At 64.9% G+C, this 23,300-nt stretch carries 27 protein-coding genes; all 27 read right to left on the bottom strand.

Going from position 1 to position 23,300, the window contains the following annotated elements; translation table 11 throughout:
* Positions 1 to 11: 11 nt before the first annotated feature.
* The 27 genes from GCU53_RS21900 to GCU53_RS21770 all read right to left on the bottom strand — a co-directional run bounded on the left by GCU53_RS21900 (position 12) and on the right by GCU53_RS21770 (position 23,296).
* Positions 12 to 1,115 carry a hypothetical protein gene (locus tag GCU53_RS21900; RefSeq protein ID WP_152389462.1) on the bottom strand — a complete coding sequence of 368 codons (1,104 nt, stop codon included), beginning with the start codon at positions 1,113 to 1,115 and terminating at the stop codon, positions 12 to 14.
* Positions 1,112 to 1,732 (bottom strand): baseplate wedge 1 family protein, encoded by a 621-nt coding sequence (locus GCU53_RS21895; RefSeq protein WP_152389461.1) that lies wholly within the window; start codon positions 1,730 to 1,732, stop codon positions 1,112 to 1,114. The genes GCU53_RS21900 and GCU53_RS21895 overlap by 4 nt, the downstream gene beginning before the upstream one ends.
* Positions 1,729 to 2,913, bottom strand: coding sequence for a baseplate J/gp47 family protein (locus GCU53_RS21890; protein WP_152389460.1), 1,185 nt, complete (start codon positions 2,911 to 2,913; stop codon positions 1,729 to 1,731). The genes GCU53_RS21895 and GCU53_RS21890 overlap by 4 nt, the downstream gene beginning before the upstream one ends.
* Complete coding sequence (locus GCU53_RS21885) at positions 2,900 to 3,253, bottom strand: contractile injection system sheath initiator (protein WP_152389459.1); 354 nt, start codon at positions 3,251 to 3,253, stop codon at positions 2,900 to 2,902. Before GCU53_RS21885 ends, GCU53_RS21890 begins: the two co-directional genes overlap by 14 nt.
* Positions 3,250 to 3,900 carry a Gp138 family membrane-puncturing spike protein gene (locus GCU53_RS21880; protein WP_208845380.1) on the bottom strand — a complete coding sequence of 217 codons (651 nt, stop codon included), beginning with the start codon at positions 3,898 to 3,900 and terminating at the stop codon, positions 3,250 to 3,252. The genes GCU53_RS21885 and GCU53_RS21880 overlap by 4 nt, the downstream gene beginning before the upstream one ends.
* Entirely contained in the window at positions 3,897 to 4,715 is an 819-nt protein-coding gene (locus tag GCU53_RS21875) for a baseplate hub protein (protein WP_152389458.1), read from the bottom strand. Before GCU53_RS21875 ends, GCU53_RS21880 begins: the two co-directional genes overlap by 4 nt.
* Positions 4,705 to 5,013, bottom strand: coding sequence for a phage baseplate plug family protein (locus GCU53_RS21870; RefSeq protein WP_152389457.1), 309 nt, complete (start codon positions 5,011 to 5,013; stop codon positions 4,705 to 4,707). The genes GCU53_RS21875 and GCU53_RS21870 overlap by 11 nt, the downstream gene beginning before the upstream one ends.
* The gene (locus GCU53_RS21865) at positions 5,013 to 5,570 is read right to left on the bottom strand and encodes a phage baseplate protein (protein WP_152389456.1); all 558 of its coding nucleotides are present in this window, start codon (positions 5,568 to 5,570) and stop codon (positions 5,013 to 5,015) included. The genes GCU53_RS21870 and GCU53_RS21865 overlap by 1 nt, the downstream gene beginning before the upstream one ends.
* Positions 5,570 to 7,267, bottom strand: a complete 1,698-nt coding sequence (locus GCU53_RS21860) for a phage tail tape measure protein (RefSeq protein WP_152389455.1) — start codon at positions 7,265 to 7,267, stop codon at positions 5,570 to 5,572. The genes GCU53_RS21865 and GCU53_RS21860 overlap by 1 nt, the downstream gene beginning before the upstream one ends.
* Before the next feature lie 100 nt (positions 7,268 to 7,367).
* A complete protein-coding gene (locus GCU53_RS21855) occupies positions 7,368 to 7,823 on the bottom strand; it encodes a hypothetical protein (protein ID WP_152389454.1) in 456 nt (151 codons plus the stop codon).
* 1 nt (position 7,824) lies between these two features.
* The gene (locus GCU53_RS21850) at positions 7,825 to 8,286 is read right to left on the bottom strand and encodes a phage tail fiber protein (protein ID WP_152389453.1); all 462 of its coding nucleotides are present in this window, start codon (positions 8,284 to 8,286) and stop codon (positions 7,825 to 7,827) included.
* 12 nt (positions 8,287 to 8,298) lie between these two features.
* Positions 8,299 to 9,813: a DUF3383 domain-containing protein gene (locus GCU53_RS21845; protein ID WP_152389452.1), complete on the bottom strand. Its 1,515-nt coding sequence runs from the start codon at positions 9,811 to 9,813 to the stop codon at positions 8,299 to 8,301.
* A 5-nt stretch (positions 9,814 to 9,818) separates the two neighbouring features.
* On the bottom strand, positions 9,819 to 11,372 hold the full coding sequence (locus GCU53_RS21840) for an SGNH/GDSL hydrolase family protein (RefSeq protein ID WP_152389451.1): 1,554 nt from the start codon (positions 11,370 to 11,372) through the stop codon (positions 9,819 to 9,821).
* Positions 11,372 to 13,657: a right-handed parallel beta-helix repeat-containing protein gene (locus GCU53_RS21835; protein WP_152389450.1), complete on the bottom strand. Its 2,286-nt coding sequence runs from the start codon at positions 13,655 to 13,657 to the stop codon at positions 11,372 to 11,374. The genes GCU53_RS21840 and GCU53_RS21835 overlap by 1 nt, the downstream gene beginning before the upstream one ends.
* Complete coding sequence (locus GCU53_RS21830) at positions 13,658 to 14,167, bottom strand: phage gateway protein (protein WP_152389449.1); 510 nt, start codon at positions 14,165 to 14,167, stop codon at positions 13,658 to 13,660.
* Complete coding sequence (locus tag GCU53_RS21825; RefSeq protein WP_152389448.1) at positions 14,164 to 14,559, bottom strand: phage collar protein; 396 nt, start codon at positions 14,557 to 14,559, stop codon at positions 14,164 to 14,166. The genes GCU53_RS21830 and GCU53_RS21825 overlap by 4 nt, the downstream gene beginning before the upstream one ends.
* Positions 14,556 to 15,038 (bottom strand): hypothetical protein, encoded by a 483-nt coding sequence (locus GCU53_RS21820; protein ID WP_208845378.1) that lies wholly within the window; start codon positions 15,036 to 15,038, stop codon positions 14,556 to 14,558. The genes GCU53_RS21825 and GCU53_RS21820 overlap by 4 nt, the downstream gene beginning before the upstream one ends.
* On the bottom strand, positions 15,038 to 15,460 hold the full coding sequence (locus tag GCU53_RS21815) for a DUF4054 domain-containing protein (protein WP_152389447.1): 423 nt from the start codon (positions 15,458 to 15,460) through the stop codon (positions 15,038 to 15,040). The genes GCU53_RS21820 and GCU53_RS21815 overlap by 1 nt, the downstream gene beginning before the upstream one ends.
* Before the next feature lie 3 nt (positions 15,461 to 15,463).
* Entirely contained in the window at positions 15,464 to 15,850 is a 387-nt protein-coding gene (locus tag GCU53_RS21810; protein WP_152389446.1) for a hypothetical protein, read from the bottom strand.
* Between the two features lie 2 nt (positions 15,851 to 15,852).
* On the bottom strand, positions 15,853 to 16,944 hold the full coding sequence (locus GCU53_RS21805) for a major capsid family protein (protein ID WP_152389445.1): 1,092 nt from the start codon (positions 16,942 to 16,944) through the stop codon (positions 15,853 to 15,855).
* 12 nt (positions 16,945 to 16,956) lie between these two features.
* Positions 16,957 to 17,454 (bottom strand): structural cement protein Gp24, encoded by a 498-nt coding sequence (locus GCU53_RS21800; protein WP_152389444.1) that lies wholly within the window; start codon positions 17,452 to 17,454, stop codon positions 16,957 to 16,959.
* Positions 17,454 to 18,617 carry a DUF2213 domain-containing protein gene (locus tag GCU53_RS21795; protein ID WP_152389443.1) on the bottom strand — a complete coding sequence of 388 codons (1,164 nt, stop codon included), beginning with the start codon at positions 18,615 to 18,617 and terminating at the stop codon, positions 17,454 to 17,456. The genes GCU53_RS21800 and GCU53_RS21795 overlap by 1 nt, the downstream gene beginning before the upstream one ends.
* A 12-nt stretch (positions 18,618 to 18,629) precedes the next feature.
* Entirely contained in the window at positions 18,630 to 19,139 is a 510-nt protein-coding gene (locus GCU53_RS21790) for a KilA-N domain-containing protein (protein ID WP_152389442.1), read from the bottom strand.
* A gap of 124 nt (positions 19,140 to 19,263) precedes the next feature.
* Positions 19,264 to 20,118, bottom strand: a complete 855-nt coding sequence (locus GCU53_RS21785) for a phage head morphogenesis protein (protein ID WP_167520099.1) — start codon at positions 20,116 to 20,118, stop codon at positions 19,264 to 19,266.
* Positions 20,069 to 21,478: a phage portal protein gene (locus GCU53_RS21780; RefSeq protein ID WP_152389440.1), complete on the bottom strand. Its 1,410-nt coding sequence runs from the start codon at positions 21,476 to 21,478 to the stop codon at positions 20,069 to 20,071. The genes GCU53_RS21785 and GCU53_RS21780 overlap by 50 nt, the downstream gene beginning before the upstream one ends.
* Before the next feature lie 8 nt (positions 21,479 to 21,486).
* The gene (locus GCU53_RS21775) at positions 21,487 to 22,680 is read right to left on the bottom strand and encodes a PBSX family phage terminase large subunit (protein WP_152389439.1); all 1,194 of its coding nucleotides are present in this window, start codon (positions 22,678 to 22,680) and stop codon (positions 21,487 to 21,489) included.
* Positions 22,670 to 23,296, bottom strand: a complete 627-nt coding sequence (locus GCU53_RS21770; RefSeq protein WP_152389438.1) for a hypothetical protein — start codon at positions 23,294 to 23,296, stop codon at positions 22,670 to 22,672. The genes GCU53_RS21775 and GCU53_RS21770 overlap by 11 nt, the downstream gene beginning before the upstream one ends.
* Positions 23,297 to 23,300: the final 4 nt, after the last annotated feature.

The following is a 23,300-nucleotide window of genomic DNA, read 5'->3' as shown; positions in this document are numbered from 1 at the left end:
GCAGCGTCGCGTTACCGCCCGAAGGCAAGGATGAGGAAGGCGGCGTTATACCCGTCGTTGTAGAGCTTGAAATTGTCCTTCGTGTATTCGCCAGCCCCGTGGGCGAAACGGTTATCGTCGCTGCCGCTGATCCCCTGATTCGTCGTCGAAACCGGAATGACCCCCAGGCATTCGGTCGGAAACCCATTGTTCGGGAAGGGAACGGTAGAAATGGCCTTGCCGGGGAGAGTTCCCGTATTGAACAACTTGACGGTGAGATCCCCGACGTTTGTCGGGATGGTGAATTGAATCCCGCCGGAAAAGTTGGCCCCGCCATGCGTATCCCGCACCTTGGTCAGGCCGTTATGGTCCATCCAGAATTGGCCGAACACGGGGTTGTTATCCACGCTGCCTCGGATGCCGCTGCCGTCATAGCCGATATTGACCTGATTGTTGAGCTGCGACGGGCCGCCGCCCTGGCGGACAGGCGTGTAGCCAAGGGCCGGCTGGACGCCTGGGGCGATATCGTTGGCATACCAATCCTTGACCCACCAGGTGTTAGCCAGGCGATCCGTAGCGTCCGCCCGTGAAGGGCTGGGGGCCTTGGGCTGCCCGGTGAAGGTCGGGCTGGCCAGAGGTGCCTTGGCGTCCAGCAGCGGCTTGAGGCCGGCGGGCGTCACGGCCCGCGTACCGTCGGTGCCGGCGGCGGTCTCGGCTGCCGTGGCGATCTCGATGATACCGGCTGCTGTCTCGCTGGCCTGCGGCACGCTGCTGATGGCCGTCCAGTTGGCACCCTCGGTTGGCAGGGAGTTATTGTTGTCGATACGCGACCGCCAGACGGTGTTGTTATAACGGACCAGGGCGTTGATGGCGTAAGGCGCGGCGGCCGGAAAGTACTCCGGTACGCCGAAGCGCTGGAGCGCCCGCAGCGCATCCGTGATGTCGTACAGGATGCCGTTCGTGCCGGCGCGAGGGACCGCCTTGGCGTCCGGGTCCGGCGGATCAGCGTTCAGATCCCGTTCATAGTCGAAGCCGAAGCCCGCGGCATAGGACACGCTGCCGTCCGCCTGCGTCGCGTCGGGAATGGTGTCGCGGTCGCCGGAGAGGGCGAAAGGTGTTCCGAAAAACTTCGTCATTCAGCGAAGCCCCCATGTTCGAAGTTGAGATTGTCCTCGCCGAAACCCCATGCCGGTTGCGCGGCGAACTGATAGTTGACCTGCACGCCGGTAGGCACAGGGATCAGCGGGAAGTTGTCCAGTACCTGGCGAAGCTGGCTGTCCGGGGCGAAGCCCAGGAAAACGGTCGTCGTCATGTCGTGGTTGTCGATGGCCCACGCCGGCCCCCGCTCGCCGACCAGGATGTGCAGGATGCGGTTGATCTCCGGCACGGTCCCGCGGCTGATGAGCTGGAGATACCGGGCGCGCAGCACCAGGCGCTGCTGCTCGACGGAGAGCCCCACCCGGCCCGGTACCCGCCGACCGAAGTTGCCGCGGCCAAAGTTTCGATTGTTGGCCCCGAAGCCGAAGGACGGGCCGATGGTGGCAGGGGCGATCAGGTCAAGCCGCACGTCGAGAATGCGCGCCCAGACCGCGCAGCCGAACGCGTTGGCCGTGCGCAGATCGAACACATCCCGCACCCAATCCGCCCAGAATCCGTCGTGCTCGGTGTCGTACCACGCGCCTTTGCTGACCAGCAGGGCGACCAGCTCGGCGGCCTCTTCGTGCTCCCAGAGCAGGCAATGCGTCAGTTTCATGCCTCGAGCACCTGCACGTCGCTGATGGCGATCAACTGGGAGACGTTGGCGGCGATGTTCTGGACGGCGTAGTTGATGCCGTCGGTCGACAGTTCCACCAGGGTGACAAAGATCCGGGGCTCTACTTGGTTCACGGCGCCGGCCAACTCGAACGGCGACAGACTGCCGCCGACGACAAGGCCCGTCTCGCCGGCCATCGTGCCGCTCGCATACTGCTCGATGGCATCCTCGATGATGGTCTGGCCGTCCAATCCGTTGAACCGTGCGGTCACGCGGACGAAAACCCCGATGACGGCCGGCCGGTCGAACTGCACGGCGTAGCTCTGGCCGCTGATCGGCTCGATCACGTTGACCGTTGTCCCGCCGTTCCAGCCGCTGCCGTCCCCCTTCGCCGCCAGCAGCGCGGCAGCCACGGCAGCGTCGGTCGCGCCATCAACGCAGACGTAGATGGAATGCGGCGCGAGAGTCACCCCATCGATGGTCAGCGGCGCATTGGTGACGTTCTCGCGGAAAGTGTGGCTGCGATAGCCGGGCAGATCGGCCAGCAGCGACTGCACGGCCTCGGGGGTCTGGCGACCCTGCAGGGCGAGCGTCAGTCGGCGGCGCCGCCGGGCGGCCGTGTCGCTCTCCTCCAGCGAGCCGAGCACCGCCGCCGTTGGGTTCGTCACCGTCTCCCAGCCGAGCACGGCGGTACGGATCTCCGTGAGGGTGCCGGGCAGCGCGCCGATGGGCCCCGGGTCGATGCAGGCGAAGTTTCCCGTTCCCGTACCGTCGGCGCCCAGTTGCACGGTGCCCAGCAGGCGGAAGATTTCCCCGGTGGTGACGCTGGCGATCTCGGCGCCGGCCAGAATGATCGTGCCGGGTGTGCCGGTCAGCACCACACCGGTGACTTGCGAATAGGTAGCCGGCCGCCGCGCGCCGCCGGTCAGCGCCCATATGGCGTCGAGGAAGACGCCCGCGGCATAGTCGGGGTTTATCTGATTGGCCAGTTCGGCATTGTTGCGAACAACCGCGTCGCGGGCTTCGACCTCGGCGGTGATGAGCACGCCTTGCGGGGTCTCCGGGGACGTGACCAGATCCTGACCAAAGGCGTCCCGCCATTCCCCCTCGACGGTCTGCAGTAGCTCGCCCGTGTCCGGCAGAATCACCCCCGTGGAGGTGATGTATTCATAGCTGGCCATCGATGGTCAGATCCTCGCTGTAGATGGTCCGCAGAGTCGCTTCATAGAACAGCCCCTCACCCTCCAGCCGCCCTTGAAACGACAGTACCTCGACCACGCCCGGCACCCGCGCCAGGGTGGCCCTACCGGCCGCCTCGAACTGCGCGACGTTTGGTTGTGCCCCCCAGACGATCTGCTCATAGGGCATGCCCAGGTCGGCCGCGTGGATCATCTCTCCCCGCCGGGCGAGCATGAAGTGGCGGGCGACCATGGCCACAGCGCCGGGGCCGGTGACGGTCTCCAAGTCGCCGGCGGCGTTGCGCTGCAGGGAGTTGTTGCGGTTGGTCAGGAAGGTTCTCATGCCGGCGCCCCCGTATTGGCGCCCCCGGCGGTCACGCCGCCATGGACGTGGGTAGCGCCGATGTTGACGCCGTTGTGCAGAAGCAGCGGCGCGGTGATGTCCACAGCGGCCGCGGTCACAGCAATCTGGCTGGTGCCCTGGCGCAGGTGGAGCGCGTCCTGCCGGAGCGCCACCACGGTTTGCCCGTCAAGCGACTGAAGGACCAGGGCATCGGCATCGGCCCCGCTGATCGCCCACTGGCGCAGGGTATCGGGGAAGAACACCCCATCGCTGAAGGAGTGCGACCGGCGGGTATTTGGGCGGGCCTGCTGCTGCGCCTGCAGATACAGGCTGATGTCCCGGTCGTTGGCCTTGATCCAGCCCAGGTCGCCCGGCTTCAGCGGGAATCGGATGAAGAACCCGCCCCCGCCGTAACGGAAGACCGGGACGCTCGCCACATTGGGCCGAGCCAGGGCCGAGCCGTCCGTCATGCCGACCATGACCATGGGCTGTACGGTGGCGCGGTTGGTTGCATCGTCGTAGCTGACCACCCGCGCCGGCAGCATGTCGTCGACCTTATCCCGCAGCCACCGGGCGAGCACGTCGCCGGCGATGCCCGCGAGGCTGCCATCGTGCGACTGGTCCTGATTGGGGGCCTGCAAGGTCATAGCCGCGTGCACTCCGCCGTGTAGAAAAACGGGTCGTCGTGGCTGGCCACGTCGAATTTCAGTTGCTTGATCAGGTAGTCGCCGTCGAGCGCTGGATTCAGGGCCGACTGTACGCGCAGCGCCCCGCCGATCTTGGTTTCCGGGTCGAGCAGGAAGGTCACGGACAGCCCCTTTTCAGTGGCTTTCGGCAGACCGACCATGCCGCTGTCCTTGTTCAGGATGCGGATGCGGTTGCTCAGGGGGCGGTTGGCGTCCTTGACGATCAGCTCCCCGTCGTCGACGTAGGCCGATACGCCGCCCACGTCCTGCAGCGCCTGCACCTGCGCCAGGTTGCTGCCGGCGTGCTGGTAGTTGGCGATCTGGATGTCTTGCGCCTCGAACACCGGGGCAAGCCCGAGGTCGGCCGCGACAGTACGCACCAGGTCGGATAGTCGGGTGGTCGCCGGCGCGGACTTGGCCACCACGGTATTGGCCGCCGAGGCTTGGGTTTTCGAGCGCAGGATCAAATCGATATCGGGCGGGCTGGATGGCTCGGCCGACGTGATGTCCCCCACGTACAGCCGGAACATGCCGCCCGACTGCCGCCCGACCTCCAGATAGACCCGCTTCGGCGTGCGGTTGGCGTTGAAGGGGCTGGTCTCGGTCAGCAGGTAGTCGCGGGTCTTTTGCGACAGGCCGGTGAGGGTGATCGTCGCCTCGTTCTTGGTCGGGCTGGCGTACTTGGTACCCTGCGCCCGGACACGCAACCCCTCATACCACTGGAGCCGGCCGGAGATTTCCACCCCCACGCGGATGCGCCGCAGGTCAAGTGCCATTGCCCAGTTCCTCGGGGGTGACATAGACCAGGGTCTGGTCCACGCCGAAGCGCGAGTAGTCAGGGTTCGCGTCCCCGTCGGTCAGCAGCAGGAAGTTTCCGGCAGCTTGCATCGGCGGGTAGGGCAGGATCGGAGAGCCGACGGCGATGCGATGGCCGGCAATCAGCGGCGTGTCGTCAAGGGTCACGTCGATGGCCATCGACTCGCGGGCTTGCTTGATGCGCAAGGACCAGCGATGGCCACCGATCGACAAGTCCAGCGACTGGTTCGGGATCGGGTCAAGGGGAATGGTCAGCATCAGTTGAAGATTCCATACAGGACCGAGGCACGACGTTGAGTGGTCGCGTCGCTCGGCGTGGTCTGCTGCGAGCCTTTGCGCACGGTATCGGTCTGCGCCGGGTTGCCGGTAGGTCCGGCCACCTTGCGGGGCGGCAGGGTGCCGAACTGCACTTCAACCGTCTGTATCTCGCGCAACCGCACGGCCACGGCGAGGGCGTCCATCTGGTCCGGCGTCTCGTCGTGCGGAATTTCCATGATCATCATGCGCGGGTAGCTGCGCACGCGGGTTTGCACGATCACCTCGGTGCCAGCCATGTACGCCTGGCGCAGCAGCTCGAACTGGTCACGGACGCTTTCGGTCAACAACGCCGGCAGCTCGATCTCCACGGGCTGGATAACGCGATGGTCGGTCCGCTCGGTGCCGTCCTCCACGGGCCAGGTGGTGAGTCGAGACACCTCGCGCACCGTGACGCGCATCGGCGCCAAAGGCGACAACACCGGCTGGAAGGTCTGCGCGTCGAGGATGGCGACCAGGTCCTGCGTCGCCTCGATGACCCGCGGGTCTGTCTGGGCCATTACCGATCCACCCCACTGGCAAACTCCTCGTCCAGGCTGCGGAGCTGGTCGCGCAGCGGGTCGGCCACGGCGCCGGCGATGCCCTGCGCGTCGGTGGCTTGCGTCTGGACGTTGATCTCGCCGACCGTGACCGACGACTCGCGGCGGTTGCTGGTCGCCGTGTTGCTGATCGACTGGCTTGTCGCGGCGTTCAGGGGGTTGGTAGCAGCGGCGGCCATCTGCGCCTGCCCCATGGCAACGGCTTGTTGCGCCCCCGCCTCGTCGCCCCCCCCGAGCCAGCCGGCCACGGTGCGAAGCACGCCCGCGCCGGTGCTGAAGCCGCCGGCGATCTGGTTAAAGGCATTGGTGAGGAAATTGGCCAGCCCCTGCAAGGCACGCTTGAGCCACTCAAAGACCCCATTGGCTACCTCCTGCATCCACTTGAACGCGGCAATGATGTCATCGCCAAAGACCTCCCATATCCGCTTTCCGAACGCTATCAGCACGTCAAGCAGCGCGGATGCGAACTCACCCACCGACTTGAAAACCGCCTTAGCCGAGTTGGCGAAAGGGGTTAGCGCCTCAGCCGCTTGCGCCCCGAACTCCTTGATCGACTCCCAGGCACGCGCCGCCCATTCGGTGAGCCCTTCCCAAGCCTCGCGCAGCTCGGGGAAGCGGTTCAAAAACTGGCCGATCAGGCTGTCGCCGCCCTCAAGGAAGGCTTGTAGGTCATCCCAGGCCAGGCCAGCCGCCACACCGACCGCTGCGATAGCCAAGCCCACGGCGATGAATGGGGCGAGCAGGGTCAGCAACGGCGCGGCTAGCAGCGTAGCCGCTGCCGCAACGCCAACGAAGAAACCAATTACAACGTCTTCATTCTCAGCCATCCAGTCGAACGCCCGCGCCAGTAGCTTTTGCAGCTCGGTGAACGTGGGCATAACGTCGAACCCGACCGACTCAGTGAGGTCGCCGAAGGAATTTTTCAGCCCCTGGTTGGCGAGCATGTACTCTTTCGTGGCCCGAATGTTCTCTTCCGTCGCTCCGCTGCCTTGAGCCGCCGCGTTCCACTGCTCCTCAAGCGCTTGCCGCCCCAGGCGCAGCGCGTAGATGGTCTCGGGGTCGGTTATGCCAAGGTCCTTGGCGCGGGAGAGTGCGGCAGCCTTGTCCAGCTTCGACAGGCTGTCGGCCAGCCGCAGGAAGCCCTCCCGTGCATCGATGGCTCGGCCGCTGGAGTCGCGGATGCGGACGCCCAGGGCGGCAAAAGTCTCGGCCTCGGTGCTCTTGGCGTCCAGCGTTGCGGTACCAATGGCCTCGCCCAGGTCGAGTAGCGCCTCCCGCGCCATCTCGGCATCCCCGCCGAACTGGCCGAGGACGGTGCCGAAGCCATCGACCTGCTGCGCCGAGATGCCCAGGGCTTCGGCTGCGGATGCGAGCTGACCGAACTCCGTGGCTGTGACGTGCGCCGCCACGCCAGCCAAGCCGAGCCCGATAGTTGCACCTGCGCCCATCGCCGCTGCCGTCGTGTTGGCGACGGTAAGGCCTCGCTCAAACTCGTGGAACATGTCGACCAGCGTCCGGCTGGCTCCTGTCGCTGCGCGGTCAACGCCCCGTAGCCGGTCGATCAGCCGATCAGCTTCCCGGCGCGCCCGGTCCGCGCCTTGCTCCAGACCCGTCGTGTCGGCGGTGAAGATCGTAACGAAAGTGTCAAGAATGCTCATCGTTGCCTCTTGGCATCTTCCATCGCCAGCCACTCGTTATGCCGGTTGACGATGGCGATTTCCCACAGGTCCATGGCTTCGCGCAGGGAGATGGACGTTTTCAGCTCGGCGTACGATGCGAGGCCCGCGGAGACGATGACGCCAACGATTGGGTCAGCATTTGGGTAATCCACGCGGCGCCCTGTTTGAGCAGCCCCTCGACCGAGCTTAAGGGGCCGCCGGGTCCGAAAAAATCGAAGTTGTGATCCAGCATCGAATATTCCAGCTTCATCAGCATGATGGGGTCGGGAACGTGGTTGCGGATCAGGTCGAGGGTTGATAGCCGCAGTATCGTGCCGTCCGACCGATAGACCCCTACATGCGACAGCAGGAGCTGCATGGCCTCCTCGCTGGACTGGTAGTCCCCCAGCTTGGGCATGTTGGCGACCGGGTACAGGGCCGCGATCTTGCGGCCATCCACACAATCCAGGTACGACAGGACGAAGGTTTTCTCCTTGCCCCCGCGCCCAGTAATTACCCGGTCGACCGGCTCGATCAGCTCATGGCTTGCACCCATGTTACTGGCCTCCTGCACGGGTCACGGCGATGTCCTGGAAGGCGAAGGTGAAGGTCGATGCCTTCTGCCGGCCGGCGCTGGCGATGCTGCGGCCCAGCATGCCGCCGGTGATCCGACCGTCTACCAGAGACTCGGTCGATCCGTCCGGGTTGGTCTTGGTCAGGGTGATCACGTCGCGGGCCACGCGGCGGCCTGCGGCCGGGCGGTTGGCGTCCAGCAGCGCCTGCAGGTTCTGGTCGTCCGGCGAGCCGGGCAGGACGTTGATGGTCACGACGATGGGCGCCGGGGTCGACCAGGTCACCATGTCGCCGTTGACGTTCATCGCCTGGCTGGCAGTGGTCAGGGCCGGGATGTCGAACGGATCGGAATCGTCGGCCCACGAGGTCAGGTCGAAACCGTTCGGGAAAGTCTCGCTGGCCACCAGTCGGGCGCCCGTGCCGGCGGCGGAAACATCGAAAGTCATGGTCGTTTATCCTCAAACCAGGTTGTGGCTGCCGGTGATCTTGCGGACCACGTCGTTTTTGCTGTACGCGAGCGTGTACTGCGCGACGTACTCCAGGATTCCGCCGGGGCCGGTCTCCTGCACGATCTGGCAATCCGCCCAGTAGCCTTTGCTCTGTACGTCGCGCCAGGCTTCCGGATCGCCGGTAAGGTCGGCGACGGCCGCCTGCTGGGTGGCGTCCAGGATCTTGCCCACGCTGATCGTGCCGTTGAGCTTGGCGAGCTGGACGGCCGCGACCACCTGAGCGAGCACGGTTGCCCGGCCGGCATCGTTGGCGGCGAGCTTGCCCAGGGAAAGCTGTAGCGACATGAGCCGCGCCTGCAGGTAGGACTTCAGCCACTGCTCGTTCGCATGGACGTTGATGTCCAGCGGCGCAGTCGGCGGCCCCATGAGGTAGCCCCGCTGCAGGAAGCTGTACTGCTGGCCAGCCTTGGCGGTCTGCCCGTAGTAGTTGACCCGCAGCCCATCGTAGGTGTCGGCGTCCGCCGTGGTTGTCACGTCGGCGGTGAGGCCCGCCAGTTGGCGATACATGACGTTGACGGTCGCATTGCGGCGCGTCCAGACGATCGCGGCGACGATGGCCTGGATCAGAGCCTCCTTGTACTCGCCCACCGTGCCGTTGAGCACCAGCCCCACGGACGGGACATTGATGAGGCGAGCCGAGAGTGCGGCAGCGTTGGCGGCGCTCACGCTGACCAGGAACATGAACTCGACGTTGAGCGCCGCATTGGCCAGAGCGGTGGCCTCGATCTCGTCCTCAGTCAGCACAGTGCCGAAGGATAAGGTGCCAAAGTTGTCCGACACGTCGCGGGCTGCGGTGAAGGCTTCGACGGGCGTCTGCTGATCGCTGCCGGGCGAGAAAACCGTAGCGCTCAGCGTCCAGCCGAGCAGCGGCGCAAGGTCGGTGCCTGTCGAGGCGATGGCGACGGAGACCGGCGCATCGACCGCATCGCCGCCCACCAGGATGAAAGCCCGCTCTGCCGCGTCATAGATGACGGTCGCCCCTGTCCACTGCGCGCCACCGGCAGTCTCGGCACGGATCGCGCCCTGAATGGCCGTCGCCACGTCGGCCAGGGTGGTCGCGCTGGACAGGTTGATACCGACCAGCTCGGCCTGATGGGCACCCATGGTCAGGTTCAGCGTTCCATCGGTGACCGCCTGGAAGGTCGCCAGCAGGTAGGAGCCCTCTGCGCCGTAGATGCGCGGGGCGCGGGCGGTCTGGGCGAATGCCGCGAACAGCAGGCGGCGCGGGCGGCTGATCGGCGACGGGCTGACGTAGGAAAAGTACTGTTGCGCGAAATCGTACTCGTCGGACGATGCGCCGAAGTACTGCAGCACATCGTCGGCACTGGTCGCCGATATGGGGTCGTTGACCGGAACGCGGGGATCGGTCGTAAACCGAAGCCCCACCAGCTCGCGCTCGGCGACTGTTTGCGCGCCGATCACCCCGGAGGCGATGTCGATGTAGCGGGCGAAAGAGATGGCCATGGGAATCACACCTTCCGGAAATAGGAGCTGATGAAGTAGGCGGTGGCCGAGGAGACCAGGCCCGACTCGACGAAGCGCACGCGGTAGTCGACGGCCAGCGATGCCGGAAGCGGATCGGGCACGGTGTAGCGCTCGGAGCGCGGGTATACGTCCATGGCCTCGACGATCGCAGCCGGCGGCGCACGGTCGCCGGTCACGGTCAGGCCGCCGTGTACCTGATCGGCAGTCACGCCCGGGTCGATGACCATTGCCGGAGCGCCGAAGTTTTGATGCCCGTCGAGAACTTTGACGAAGCAGCCGGCTTCCAGCTTGTCGCCGATCGCCACGCTCGACAGGAGCCCAGAGCGGCGAATGCGCGCGTATGCGTTTGCCGCACTGGTCGTGCCGCTGACGACAACCTTGAAGGCGTCATATTCACGGCCGTCGACAGTGATCGTCTCGCGGCTGCCCACGACTGACAGGCCGCCGGATGCGTCGAGCGTCCAGCCATCCGGGGCCACGCCGCTGGCACCGGCCCCCAGGGTGCCGCCAGAACCTTGCATCATCGGATTGCCCGCGATACAGCCGCGGGGGTTGTTCGTTGCGTCGTACAGGTCCGCGTTGGAGCCAGGACAATGGTTATGGATGATCGGCAGCCCCATCCGCTCGGCAAGGCGGGCCAGCCTTCGGCCCTGAACCTGACCGATACCCGGGCTCGTATGCAACTCGTCTGCATTGAGCAGCCCCACGATGGCCGCGCCGGTCGTGTCGCTGGGGTTCGCCGTCTCGATCCAGGGATCATCGACCCAGACGTCCTTCATGCCGGCGTACTGCCGGCGCAATCCATTGACGAAGTACTGCATGAGCTTCTGCTCGTCGGCGGTCAGGCCGGAGCGCGGCCACTCGGTAATGACGATGACCTTGTGGCCCTTGCCGAGCGCCCAGTTCACGATCCACAGGTGGTCGGCCAGCACGCTGTCGATGTATGTGCGACCGCCGGCCGCCACAGCACCGGTGATGTCGTTGGTGCCGACCAGCAGGGTGACGATTCCGGGCTCTGGCAGGTCCTCAGGGCCGAAGCCCCAGGCGTTAGCGGTGTTGGCCTGAATGCGAGCCTTGACCTGGGCGACCTCGTTGCCGGACACGCCCTGCACATAGCGATAGTCCATCTTGACGCGACGACTCAGCGCCTCCATCCACCAGAAGGGGCTGGCAGCGCGCGGCGCTGGGATGGTTGTCGTGTAGCTCCACGCTTGATATGAGCGGCTATCCCCGAACTCGTACAGGAGATAGGGAGCGTTCGAGCTGCCGCCAGAGCCGCCCGTATTGGTGATCGTCGTCTCGCCCGTAGCGTCGTTGTAGGCCACGGATATGCCCGTGCCGCCCTTCACGAATGTGCCGATCAGGTCCTGTACCGCCTCGAGGAAGTCAGCAAAGGATGTCAGCTTCTTGGGTGTGCCATCTGCCTTGCCGACCCACAGGACTTCGTCAGTCAGGTTGGCGGCGATCTCGCCAGGCAGCAGAGTGCTCGGCGCCTGTGCAGTCGTCGTGCTGCGCCGATGCTGGTAGCGCGTTGCCATCAGAAGGTTCCCCCGTCATAAGCGGTATCGGTCGGGTCGCCGAAGGCTCCGCCATTGAGCGTCGTGGTAGTCGGGTCGCCGAACGCGCCGGCGTCGATGATCGAGTTGGATATGCCGTTGTCGTTGCTCAGCAGCAGGAGTGTCCCGTTGCCGCCGCCGTCCGTGACCGGGACGCCTTCCACCGTGTCTCCGAACCAGTTGCGGACCACGGCTGCCGTGCCGCAGTTGGTCACGCTGACGCCACGGGCCGCGCCGTCGACCGAGCAGCCCTGTACGCGCAGGTCGGAGATGCCGCGAAACTCGAAGGCATGCTGGCCCGGCACGTAGGCCATGGCCTCGACGTCGTTGCCCTTGCAGATCAGCTTGGGGAGGTCCCACACGACGACGGGGCCGCACTCGCGGAAGGTGTTGCGCTTGAGGATCAGCTCGTCCCAGTAGCTGTTGCCGTCGTAGTTCTCGACATCGAGCGGCTCGACGACGCGGACCAGGGTGTTGTCCTGGAATGTGACCCGGTTGGCGTGCTGGTTCGGGATGCTCGAGTTGACCTTGTAATGGCGAAAGCCGATCTGTGCGTCCTGGATGTTATTGCGCTGAACGATGGCGTCGCGGCTGGAAGGCGACACGTCGATCGCGGCATGCAGGGCACCCAGGTAACCTGAGATCCAGTTTTCCTCGATGACCGTGTCGTGGTCGCCGATCACGTGCGAGGTATTGCCATTGCGGATGCCGCCGCCGTTCGTGACGCCAGGCGAATGCCGGTTGCTGCGGGTGACCGTGTTGTGGTGAATCCAGGTCTTGACGCTGTTCGCGCCGTGCACGTCGATACCGCTGATGAAGTCATCGCCGCTGTAGTTATGGGCAATCTCGTTCAGGGTTCCGGTCTGCACCAGGTAGTTATGCCGGCAGCCGGTCGCGTGGCTGTGCTTGATGCTGCAGAGGGTCGAGTAGTACAGGGTCAACCCGTACCCTTCCGCGCTCTCGAACCGGTAGGCGCCGATGGCCCGCGTGTAGATGATGTGGCAGTCGTAGCTGTAGCCGATCCGCGCCGCAGCGCCGATCCGCCCGGCCTTGCCGTTGATGAGCTGGGCCTTGATGGTGCAACGCTGGCTGTAGTTGATGGCGAGCGCCGAGTTGCGCCGGTTCGGTTGCGGCGCGTCCCATTTGATGACATCCGCCCGGATATGGGTATTCGTGACCGGCTCCATGATGGCCACGCCTGCCCCCCATTCAACTGGGAAGCCGCGTTCCAGGCGGCGATCAAAGGTCAGGGTGGTCGCGGTCTTGGCCACCACCGTAGCAATCTCCATGTTGCACATGGACCGCAGCGTGCTGGCCACGGGCGGGTCCATCGCGGCCATGAAGTCGGCTTCGGTCCGGATGTCGCTGATGTAGCAGAGATCACCGACGCTGAAGATCGTGGTATCGCCCACGTCGACGGTGATGTCGCCGGCCTGCGCGTCAACCGTCAGGGCCTTGAAGGCAGAGATGGAAACCGTGGTGCCCGTGGTGTGATCCGGCGGCCAGTCCGAATCTGGGTAAGTCGGCTGGAAAGTGGTATCCGGCTCGTCGGCACAGGTCACGTCGTCGCCGGAGACCGATACAACCGAGGTGATCTGCTTGACGAATGGCTTGCCGAATTTGTCGTTTTCGCCGCGCACGACGATCTGATCATAAGGGAACACAAAGGCGCCATGCCCTGACCGCAGCGGCAGGACCATGCGCCCCTCGCTGTCAGTAAAGCTTGGCGCCCGCAGGGCCAGGGAGCTGCCGGCCATGCCCGGGCGCACGATCTCCTTTAGACCGCCATTGACCCTGACGTAGGCATCCGGCCCCATGAGCAGCGTCCCTTGGAACCGTAGGGTCAGGTTGCTGCTCTCGATTGGGATCGGGCTGTTGATATAGACCGGGTCGCCCGGCGTCTGGGCGCGGATTATCAGTTCTCCGCCTTCGTCACCCATCTCATCGAGAGCGGTCAGGATATTCAGGGCCTCATCGCGACCGGGGCCACCGATCACGCCATATGCTGCGCCCGTGAAGATGCCGGCACTCGATAACTGGTCGCCCTGCTCCTGCTCTCCTTGCGACGCGAACGCATCGTACCGGGCTTTGTCGGACGCTGACAGGAAGCCCGCCAGGGTAGTGGTAGCCGCTCGGTGCGCGTCGCCGCCGGCGCCGATGTGTGCCTGGATGATGGCGGTGAGCTGACGGATCTGCTGGTCGAGGCGGCTGATATCCGCGTCATTCGCGCCGCCTACGTTGATATACCGAGACTGGGGAATAGCCATCTATACCCTTCCCATGCGGATTTCCACGCGCTCGACGGCCTGACGGCGATCCACCCGCGTCTGCCGAGTCGTAACGATGAGGTCGAATGACGGGTTGCCTTCGAATTGGCCCCGGTCGTTCTGGATAATTGGGTTGCGCACGTCGCCGACCCTCTGGACGCCCGCGCCGCCAGCGCGCATGCCCTCGACGAAGAACAGGCTGTTGCAGACCATGGCCGCCGTGTGCGTGATGTCCTCGGCTTGCGGGCCGAGACCGAAGATCTGAAAGGTCGTCTCGATGACCTGCGATTCTTCGGTCACAGTCTCATCGGCGTCCGGGTCATAGACGTGGCGACGGGCTTGCCAGCCGTGGCGGTGCGCCGTGACGGTGAAGAAATACAGCCCAGCGTCCATGCGGCCCTGCTGCCCCTGCTGGTAAGCCTGGGCAACCGTGGTCGAGGTGTCGCCATAGCGCGCAAGGCCAGCGATGAGCTGAGCGCGCAGCAGGATGGCCAGCTCGCGGGCTGTCATGGGGCCGGCCCTATATCGACGACGACCACTTCACGCCAGCCGTCGATCTCTGACCAATCGCTGCCCCCGCCATCGGTGTTGGAGATGGCCTCAACCTGATACCTGCGGCCCGCGATATCCAGCAGATCGCCCGAGCGGTCCCGGCCTACGCCCTGCACAGGGGCCGACGTAAAGAAAGTGAAGTACCGACGCGCCAGGTCGAGGCCGAGCTGTTGGTATCGGGCCGAGCTGAGCGGCTGGAGCGAGCCCTTGACTTGCAACGGCGGGGCGTATTCGGGTACCCACTCGCCGGCCTCGTCCAGGGTGCGGCCAGTCTGCTGCCGCCAGTACACGTCGGGCTGGGCGCCGATGAGATCCAGCGCCATGTCCAACAGGTTGCTTCCGGGGATCATTTGTCGATTACCTCGCCCGTCACGGACTGGATCATCAGGCCGGTGTCGACCAGAGGCTTGGTGCTCACGCCGGGCGTCTTTCGCCGTGCCTGCCTGGCCGCGATGGTGCTCGGGGACAGGGGTGGCGTCTGGATCTTGGAGATAGTCGTCGCCACGTCTCCCGCCGCAGCCATGGCGAACTGGCGCAGCATGGCCTCCAGGGTGATCCTGCGCAGCAAGACCTGTCGGGCGCCCCGCAGCAGGTGGTCACGCCATGCCTGCTTCTGCTGGGCGATGGTCGGCCGGAAGAACGGTCGCGCCGGAATGCCACCGGCCGGATAGCCAAACTCCTGGATAGTGGCGATGTAACTGACCAACTCACCGCTTGGGTAGCGAGCCGTGTCCATGAAGCCGACGGCCGCCGACTTGCGCTTGAACGCCTGAATGGCGCCCAGGATCAGGCCGTGGCTACCTTCGATGTGGTGCACTTTGAAGCCCATTACCGTGCCCTCCCACCCCGGGGGAACCTTCCGCCGACCGAGCGGAACGCGGCGCGCTCCGGCCGCCCGCCGACATACAGTCCGCCGACGGCGCAGGACCGCAGCAACGCCAGCAGTTCCGCACCGTATGGCGTCGACGACAGCCACCAGTCCCAAGAGGACCGAACCGGCGGGGGGGTGGTCGAAACGGTCACCTTGCCGACCGTCGCCGACGTGACCGCTCCGGTTACCCCGCCCGTCCCCGCCTGCGCCGCTTGCCGAAGTGCCAGCAGGTGGGCAGTCATCAGCTCTATCTGCAGCTCTGCGCAGGAGCAGCCCTGCCCGGACAGGTAGCACTCCGCGTCGGCTGCCGTGGCCGTGACGGTTTCATCCGGCACGCTGGCGAACTGCGGGAAGCGTTGGCGGAATGCTGCCAGGTCCATGGCTTACTCCTTCGGCTTGGCCTTGGCGGTCTTGTTGATCACGACGTCATCGACCTGGCCGCGAACCGAAGACTCGGTCAGCGGTGCGGACTTGTCGCGGGCCTCAAGATCGCCGACGACTTTTTCCACCGGCAGCAGATCGCGCGACACGATGACATGGCCATGTTTGACGTGGATCCGGAAAACCTCGCAGCGCTCCAGCACGGCAAGCTGGTCCTCGGTGATCTCGGTCAGCATGCCGGCCGGCGTCACGAAGTGCTTGTCCATCACGTTGGCCTTGCCACGGATGACCACCGAGGCCTCTACCTGCGGCAGGTCGCCGCCGGACTCGCGGAACGTCCGGTACTCCTGATCGCTGGTCAGGGTGGAGTAGACGTATACCTTGGCCATCCTCATACCCCCGAGTAGCGCTTGATTGCCCATGGGCGCTTGATCAGCACGCCGCCCAGCGCATTGGTGAAGTCCTCGACACGACCCTTGGCACGGACCTCGACCCCCAAGGCCTGAAAGCGAGCCGGGACCATTTGCACGATGACGCTGCCGTCGTCGGTCGAGTCGTCGGCCGGAACGCGGTCGGCATAGACGTAGATCACGTTCGCACCGCCGTTCGCGGCGATCAGCTCGGGCGCCGACACGAACCGCAGATTCGGGTAGGTACGGCGCGCCCAGTCGCGCACGCTGGTGACGCCGGTCGCATCGACCAGGCCGAGGTACTGCGAGTGACCGAGCGGGATGGCCATGGTCACGGCATCGGTCTCGGTCCGGATGTTTCCGCCTGAGCCCACCTCCAGCTCGATCATCATCTTGCGGATGTCCGCGCAGATCTCGAGGAAGGTCTTGCTGGCCCAGGTGGACGAGCCTCCCGCGCCGTTGGGCAGCGTGGTGTAGGCCGGCAAGTTCGGGTCGTTGAGGAAGCCGTAGATCCGGGTGTCCGGCGCGTTGTAACCGAGGAAACCGACGCGGTTGCGGATGATGTCCATGGCCAGGGCGACCGCCGCGCGCTTCTCGGCTTCGTCGTTGAAGTCAAACTTGCTGGCCCGGGCCTCTTCCAGCTTCGAGACCATAAAGCCTTGCTCGAAACGGACGATCTCCCGGCGCTCGTAGCCGAACCGGTAGTTGGCCAGCGGGATGTTGGTGTGATCGCCATACAGCTCGGGCAGAGCTGCCAGCTCGCTGGTGGTCTGGACGACTTCGGCGTCCTCCCACGACCCAACGGCCATCACGCCGACCAGCTCATCAATCAGGCGAACCTGAGTGATTTGGCGCACGACGCCCGGCAGCCAGTTCTGCAGCTTCCAGAACGGGCCGCCAAGGCTACCCAGAGCCGGGCCGACCAGGGCTGCATCGTTGGCTACGACGGCATCGAGTCCAATGCCGAGCTGACGCAGATCGCGGTATTGCCCGCACTGCTCGGGAGCGAGCTGCAGGGGGCCGCGGCGCATAAGCTCGCGACCCGAGATGTTGCTATGAACGCGGGAACGCATGTGCGGCTCCTATCAGTTGGTCAGCTTGACCAGGGCGAGACGCGGGGTCGCGCTGCTGGGCATGTGGCGGTCGATGATGGCGTTGGGGACCAGGGCATGGTCCGCCGGGGGAGTTCCGGGGGTATCGGTCCAGTCGAGGGCGCCGGTCGTGGTGTGATAGACCAGCGAGGAGCCAATGGAGGCGCCTGCCGACGCGAGCTGGACGTAGACGTAACCCATCTGCAGCAGTTGAACGATGCTGTTCAGCGGGATATCCAGCGTGTCGTCATAGAGGTCCTGCCGCGGGTACGACTTCGGGCTGATCAGGATGCCGGCGAATTGTCCGGTGCCGCCCGGGCGGACGGTCTCGGCGGTCTCGTCGGCATAGGTGTAGGCGCGCCCTACCAGGCAATCGGCTTGCGTGGCATCGGCGGCGATCCTTGCCGGGATGGCGCGCATCGGGCCCTTGTGCGACAGCTCGCCGATATAGCCGGACACGATGTCGGCGGCGATGGAAGTTTGAAAAGCCATTACTGAGCCCTCCAGGTGTCGAAGATGCCCTTGCCGCTGGCCCCGTCGGCGGCGATGGTCGGCTTGCTCATGTCAGGCGTGCGGCCATGCAGCCAGGCATCCAGGGCGACGCGCTCCTGGCCCTTTACCACGACAGGAATGCCGAGCTTGTCCGCGGCATACTCGGCAACCTGCTGGACGGTCATGCGGGCCGAGTCGAAGGTGCCCACGAAGGGGGTGACCTTGCCGACCAGCGCATCACGCTCGGCCAGGCTGGAAATCACGGCGGCATCGAGCGCGGTACGTCCAGCCTCCAGGGCGGACAGGCGATCGTTGATGGGCTGGAGCGCCTTGCTCAGGGCTGCGTCGAGTGCTGCAGGGGTCATGCTGGGTTCGTCCATCGTGGGGGCTGGTAGAGTCGGTTCCGGCTCTTGGTCGCCAGCCGCCGCCGGATCGCCGGCGCCCATCAGCTCGGCGAGCATGGCCTTGACCTCGGCCGAGGCTTCAAGCAGCGGCTTCAGGGTTTCGAGCGCAGCCTTGGCAGTGGCCAGGATGTCGCCGCCCTCTCCGCCTTCGGCGTCTTGTGTGTTCTCGTTTTCGTCGGCCATGGGCGCGACCTCCTTTGCGTCAAGAGTGATTTTCAGGTGATCGAGCACGGCGACGTCCGGGCCGGTGCGCCCCTCCTCGACCAGTGCCAGGTGGTTGCCGCGGATCTTGCGCTGCACGGCGTCATACGGTTCGCCCTCTGGCGTGACACCGGGTGTCAAGTCGTACTGGCAGCGGTAGCCGGGAGACAGCTCGACCTTGCCGGCCATGTCGATGGCCCGCTTGATCGACTCGGACAGGAGGCGCAGGTTGGCCCGCAGGTAGGGCGGGTCGAAGTGGACCTGCTCCCCGATACAGCCCTGAATGCCGTGGAGTTCGGCGGGTGTCGCGCCGAGTTCCTCGTCACCGAGGATGCCGGCCGGGTGCTCATCGACCAGCGGCAGCAGGCGGAAGGAGGCGATGCACTCGGGATCCGCCAGTTCTTCCGGCGGCCGGTAGACGCGGAAAATCCGGCCTGTCGCTTCGCCTGTCATGCCGAGCTGCGCGCCCGAGTAGGGGTATACGCCAGCCTTGGATATCGGGTTGTCTCGGATTTCGACATACCCATTGATGTCTCGGGTTCTTGCTGACGGGGGCATGTGGTGCTCCTGCTACCCGAGAGCCAGCATCAATTGAATCTGGCCGCGCCAGTGATCGACTTCGTGCTCAAGGCCTGGCTTGTCCCACCGCCAGCGGGCTAGCTCTCGGCCGCTCAGGCTGGCCATAGCCTTGCCGTCAGCCAGGCGCCTGCAGGCATTGTCGAATTGCTGCTGGGCCGGCAGGTTGCCGTGGAGCAAGGCGTCGATTTGCAGATCGCACCAGACGGCGAAGTCGTCAGATAGCCAGCGAGCAAAAGCAACAGCCAGCTTCGGGTGAAGCCAGGTGCCTGCTCTACCACGAACCCGAGAGGTATCAACCAGTTTGATGTCCGATTTTCGGACATCAAACTCCTGGGTCAGACGCTTCGCGAGCGCCGCCATATAGCTCTGAGTGCTAGGCAGCTCAAGCCACTTCGCCGGCTTCTTGCCGAACCGCTTGGCCGCTTCGGTTGCATTGATCCAGCCATCAGTGTTGAACCGTACCGGCTGGCCTTGGTAATGGAACGGGATGACATTGCTCATTGGCGTTACCTCGCTCACCGGGAAATAGGTGCGCGGCCGGGACAGGCGGATGAGCGGACACCCGTCGTTCGGTTGTACGGACCTAGGCCGCGCGCAAACAAAAAGCCCCGGCGGATGCCAGGGCTCAGAACTCAACTAGCGGCACGGCGCGGCACCGGCAGTTCGGCAACTGCCCCGGCAATCCACGCTCTTTGGTCCGCTCATCGATCACGGGCAGGTCGTCGTAGCTGAAGACCTGCCCGCTCAGCTTCAGGTGAAGCTTGCGCGGCTCGGCGCCTCCCCCGGAGTGCAGCCAGCGGAACTTCTTGATGCCCAGCGCCCTGGAGCGCTCGGCGTTCATCACGCTGGTCAGTTTGGAAACCTGATCCCGCGCGATGAAGTCCGCCCGCCTTTGCGTGATCCCGCCGTACTTGCGCAGCGCCTCGGTCACGTCGGCCAGGCCGTTGGCCCCCGGCTGAATCGAACGCATCACTGCGCCGGCGATCTGCTCGTGGAAGGCCTGCGGTATCGACTTGATCAGTGCCACGTTCTCGGCGGTGCGAGCGGTCACGGCCTCGGCCAGAGCCGCCGGCATGATGTCGGTCTTGAGCGTCAGGCCGCCGGACAGCTCCTTGAGCGACAGGCCTAGGCTTGCGGCCGAAGCCTTGTCGACCTGACCAAAGATCCGGCTCACGATGCCTGTAGCAGCCTGGCGGAACATCCGAGCGAACTTCTGCTGAAGCCTGTTCAGGGCAATCCGTGCCTGGCTGGCCAGGCTGGCGTCCTGTGCCGGCAGGTCAGGCCCGTACTCGCGAAAGACTGCCGACAGCTCGTGCTCGTACTCGCGCAGCATCGGATCGATCAGTCGCAGCAGCGCGAAGCTGTAGCGGTGCATCGGGCCGGCTGGGTAGCTCAGCGGCTTGCCAACGAAGAAGCCGGATTTACGCTGCTCAGCGTACTGCTGCCGCTTGCTCGACAGCGGCGGGCGCTTGTTCGCCATGCTGCTCCTCCGCCTCCAGCATCGACTCTTCAGTGAGCGCCTGAAGGTTGCTCCAGTCGCTGTTCGGATCGCCCATGAGCTGACGGCGCACGTCGCCCCCATCAATCGCGCCTATGCCGGCGTAGATCTCTGCCGTCTCGGCCTTCGTCTTGTTGATTGCCGCCCACTCTTCCGCGGTCGGGCTGTCGAGCGGGTTCCAGGAGACGCCTGGGATCTGATCAGCGATGCCAGCGGAGCGCAGGCACAACAGCAGGTGCCGCTCAATCAGCGGCGAGAGGTCGTTGCTCTGGATCGACTCCAGTTCTTCCCGGTAGCTGGTCTCTTCGTACTCGCCACTGGAGTTGAAGCCCGGGACTTGCGTGCCCATCAGCTTCGTCACAGGCACGTTGGCGACGGCTGCGACAAGCTGGTACTGCGTCATGATCGTCGCATCGAGGTCGGCCAGGGACACATCGAACTGGGCAAGATCCTCGACCTCCTTGTCGATTGCCCAGACGCCGTAGTTGTCCCGCAGCTCGGTCCAGTCCTGAAGCTTCTGCTGGAAGTCCGACATGTTGGCCATGGCCTGTGCCGTGTCGGTCTTCAGGGCCGTGAGCCGCTTGGTCATCGCGAGCTGGGGCGCCTCGTTGGCCGTGCGCTCAGCCGCGTAGACCCGCTCATAGATCCGCTGCGGCAAGGGCACTCCGCCCCACTGGTACTGCGGCTTGAGCAGGTCCGGTACCGGGTACGGGACGAATATGGCCAGGTGGCTGCGATGGATGCGGAGCTTGCCGATCCGGTAGTACAGCGGTTCGTAGAAGTGCGGGCACGTCGGGTCAGCGAGCGAGGCCTCGTCCAGCTCCGCCGTACACCAATGTGGGTCGACCTGTACCAAGCCTCGGTAGCAGCCAGCCCCCACACCGTCAGGGTTGAACGGCTTTTCGTAGTACTCGGGGTCCGGGCTGGCCACGGAAAACAGCGCGATCCGAACACCAAACAGCCGGCCGAAGTGGATGAACTCGCGCAGCTTGTCGTTCAGCCGCTGACGCTTCTCCGAGTCACGAAGCCTTGCCTTGACCTCTTCGGACACGCCAGTGATTTCATAGCCATGGCGTAACGCATCCCGGGCAGGCTGCAGGCAGGCCTTGTCGATCAGCCAGTGCTGGCCGAGTACCGCGCAGGCAGCGTAGCCGATGAAGCTCTGAGCCCCGTACCACTCCAACTGGGCATCTGGCACGCCAACTGTCTGCGCGCCCTTGATGATCGGCCCAAGGGCGCTGTCCCGGGCGATCCCGACAGTTCGAGCCGGACCGGCGGCCGGTAGGCTCAGGTCGGTCGAGAAAACACCCCCTCGACGGGGCTTGTTGCGCTTGCGTGGCATGATGCCTCCTATCGCCCGAAGAAGCCCTTGCCGCGCCGCTGGATGCGCCTGTCCAGGGCATATCGGACCGCATCCCAGCCGTGGTTGTGCTTGTCTACGATGATGTCTGTCACTTCGTCTGTGTGCGGGTCGACTTTGTACTTGTACAGCCGGGCCTCTTTGGCTATGTGGCGGCATCGCGGGTGGATGATGATCTTGTCGTATGCACCGCGCAGGTGAGTGATGCCGTCCTCGACGCTGCCCTGCCACTTCGTACAGGGCTTGATGTTCAGGCCATCCCCCCGGACGTGACTTATCGTCTCGGGACGCGCGCAATCGGCGAAGATCAGGCTGCGGTCAGTGAGGCCTGGCACATCTCGAAAGGCCTTCGCGGTATGCCGGATCTCAAGATTGACCCGGTACAGCTCCTGCTCGATGTACAGGTTTCCGCCGTAGATCCACACCTTGACCAGGGTTGTCGGGTCTTGGCTGAACCCCCAGTCACAGCCCCATAGCGGGCCTTCCCAGTCCGCTCCAGGCTCGAAGTCTTCGACGACCCACTTTCCGCCAAGCACTTGCGCGTCGCTTCGGCTGATCGGCTCGCCGAGCCAGATGTGAGCGTATGCGTCCGGGTCTCGGCGTTGGCATAGCAAGCGCTGCTCTTCAAGGCTTGCTGGAAACCATGGGTTCGAGTCGAAGTTGAAGTGCCCGACGATGGCGCTCGGGTTGCCGTCAAGCAGCTTTGCCGTAGGGCTATCGGCATCCTCGGGGTTGTATGTGACGTAGATCTTTGCCCCTGGGGCGCGGATCGTGGGGTCCAGCTTCGTCCAGGAGTTCTGCGAGACGTTCTCGGCCTCCTCGATCCATACGCGCGTCACCCCGGACATGGATTTGACGGCGTCGAGATTGCGCAGCAGGCCTCGATAAAAAAACTCGGTGCCATTGCGCCCGCGGATGTACGTGTCCCCGCAGTCGTAGAACCAGCGCAGCCCTAGCTTGTCGACCCAGGTACCAAGCTCGGCGTGCGATGACTCGCGGATCGAGTTCTGGACCTCGCGGCAGCAGAGTATCCGGTGCGGCTGCTGCATGCCCTCGATCAGCAGGCGCTGGGCAACGCTGGCCGACTTTCCCGAGCCTCGCCCGCCTTTCAGGCCGTAGTACCGATATCCCTCGGCATGCAACAGACGCCCGATCGCTGCGGGCATCCGCAGATTAATCGGCATCGACTGCCGTCCCAGGCTCTACCAGCTCCACCACCACCTTGCCGTCCCAATCTTGAGCAGGCCCGGACTCTTTCTCGTCGTCGAGGTTGTAGGCCTGGCGCTCCAGCGTCTGCAGGTTCTTCATCGCCGCCGATAGCTGGAACAGGGTCTTGGCGTTGCTTGGGAGAGCCACGGCGGCGAGCATGTTGGCCCGGAGCATTCCAGGTTCTGTCTCAGCCTCGATGGCCTCCTCGATGGCTTCACGATTTCTGATCGTTGTCATCAGGTCGCACATCAGCAGGTCGGCGATATCCGATGCCTTGCGGATATCCCGGCGGTGAGTCCGGACTACCTGTGCCCCCTCCTCGGCCGCCACCTCAACGATCTGTGCATCAAGTCCGCAGTCCGCACTCGCGCGTAAGGGGTTGCGGACTGCGGACTGCGGACTGCGGACCAACTTGTTGCGGACTTCCTTGCGTACTTGGTCGGCTAAGTCTCTTTGCCACCCACCGGCCGCCGCACGATTACGGATGGACTTCTCGTTGATGCCGTGCTGCGCGGCGATGGCCCGGACTGAAAGCTGGCCCGCCCGGTAGGCGCGTTCTATTGCCTCCCAGTCAAGTTGCTTTGCCGCCATATCA

It is taken from the genome of Azotobacter salinestris, from assembly GCF_009363155.1.
Classification (GTDB): Bacteria; Pseudomonadota; Gammaproteobacteria; order Pseudomonadales; family Pseudomonadaceae; genus Azotobacter; species Azotobacter salinestris.
The sequence above is the reverse complement of the archived record's forward strand: the minus strand, read 5'-3'. Positions and strand labels throughout refer to the sequence as shown.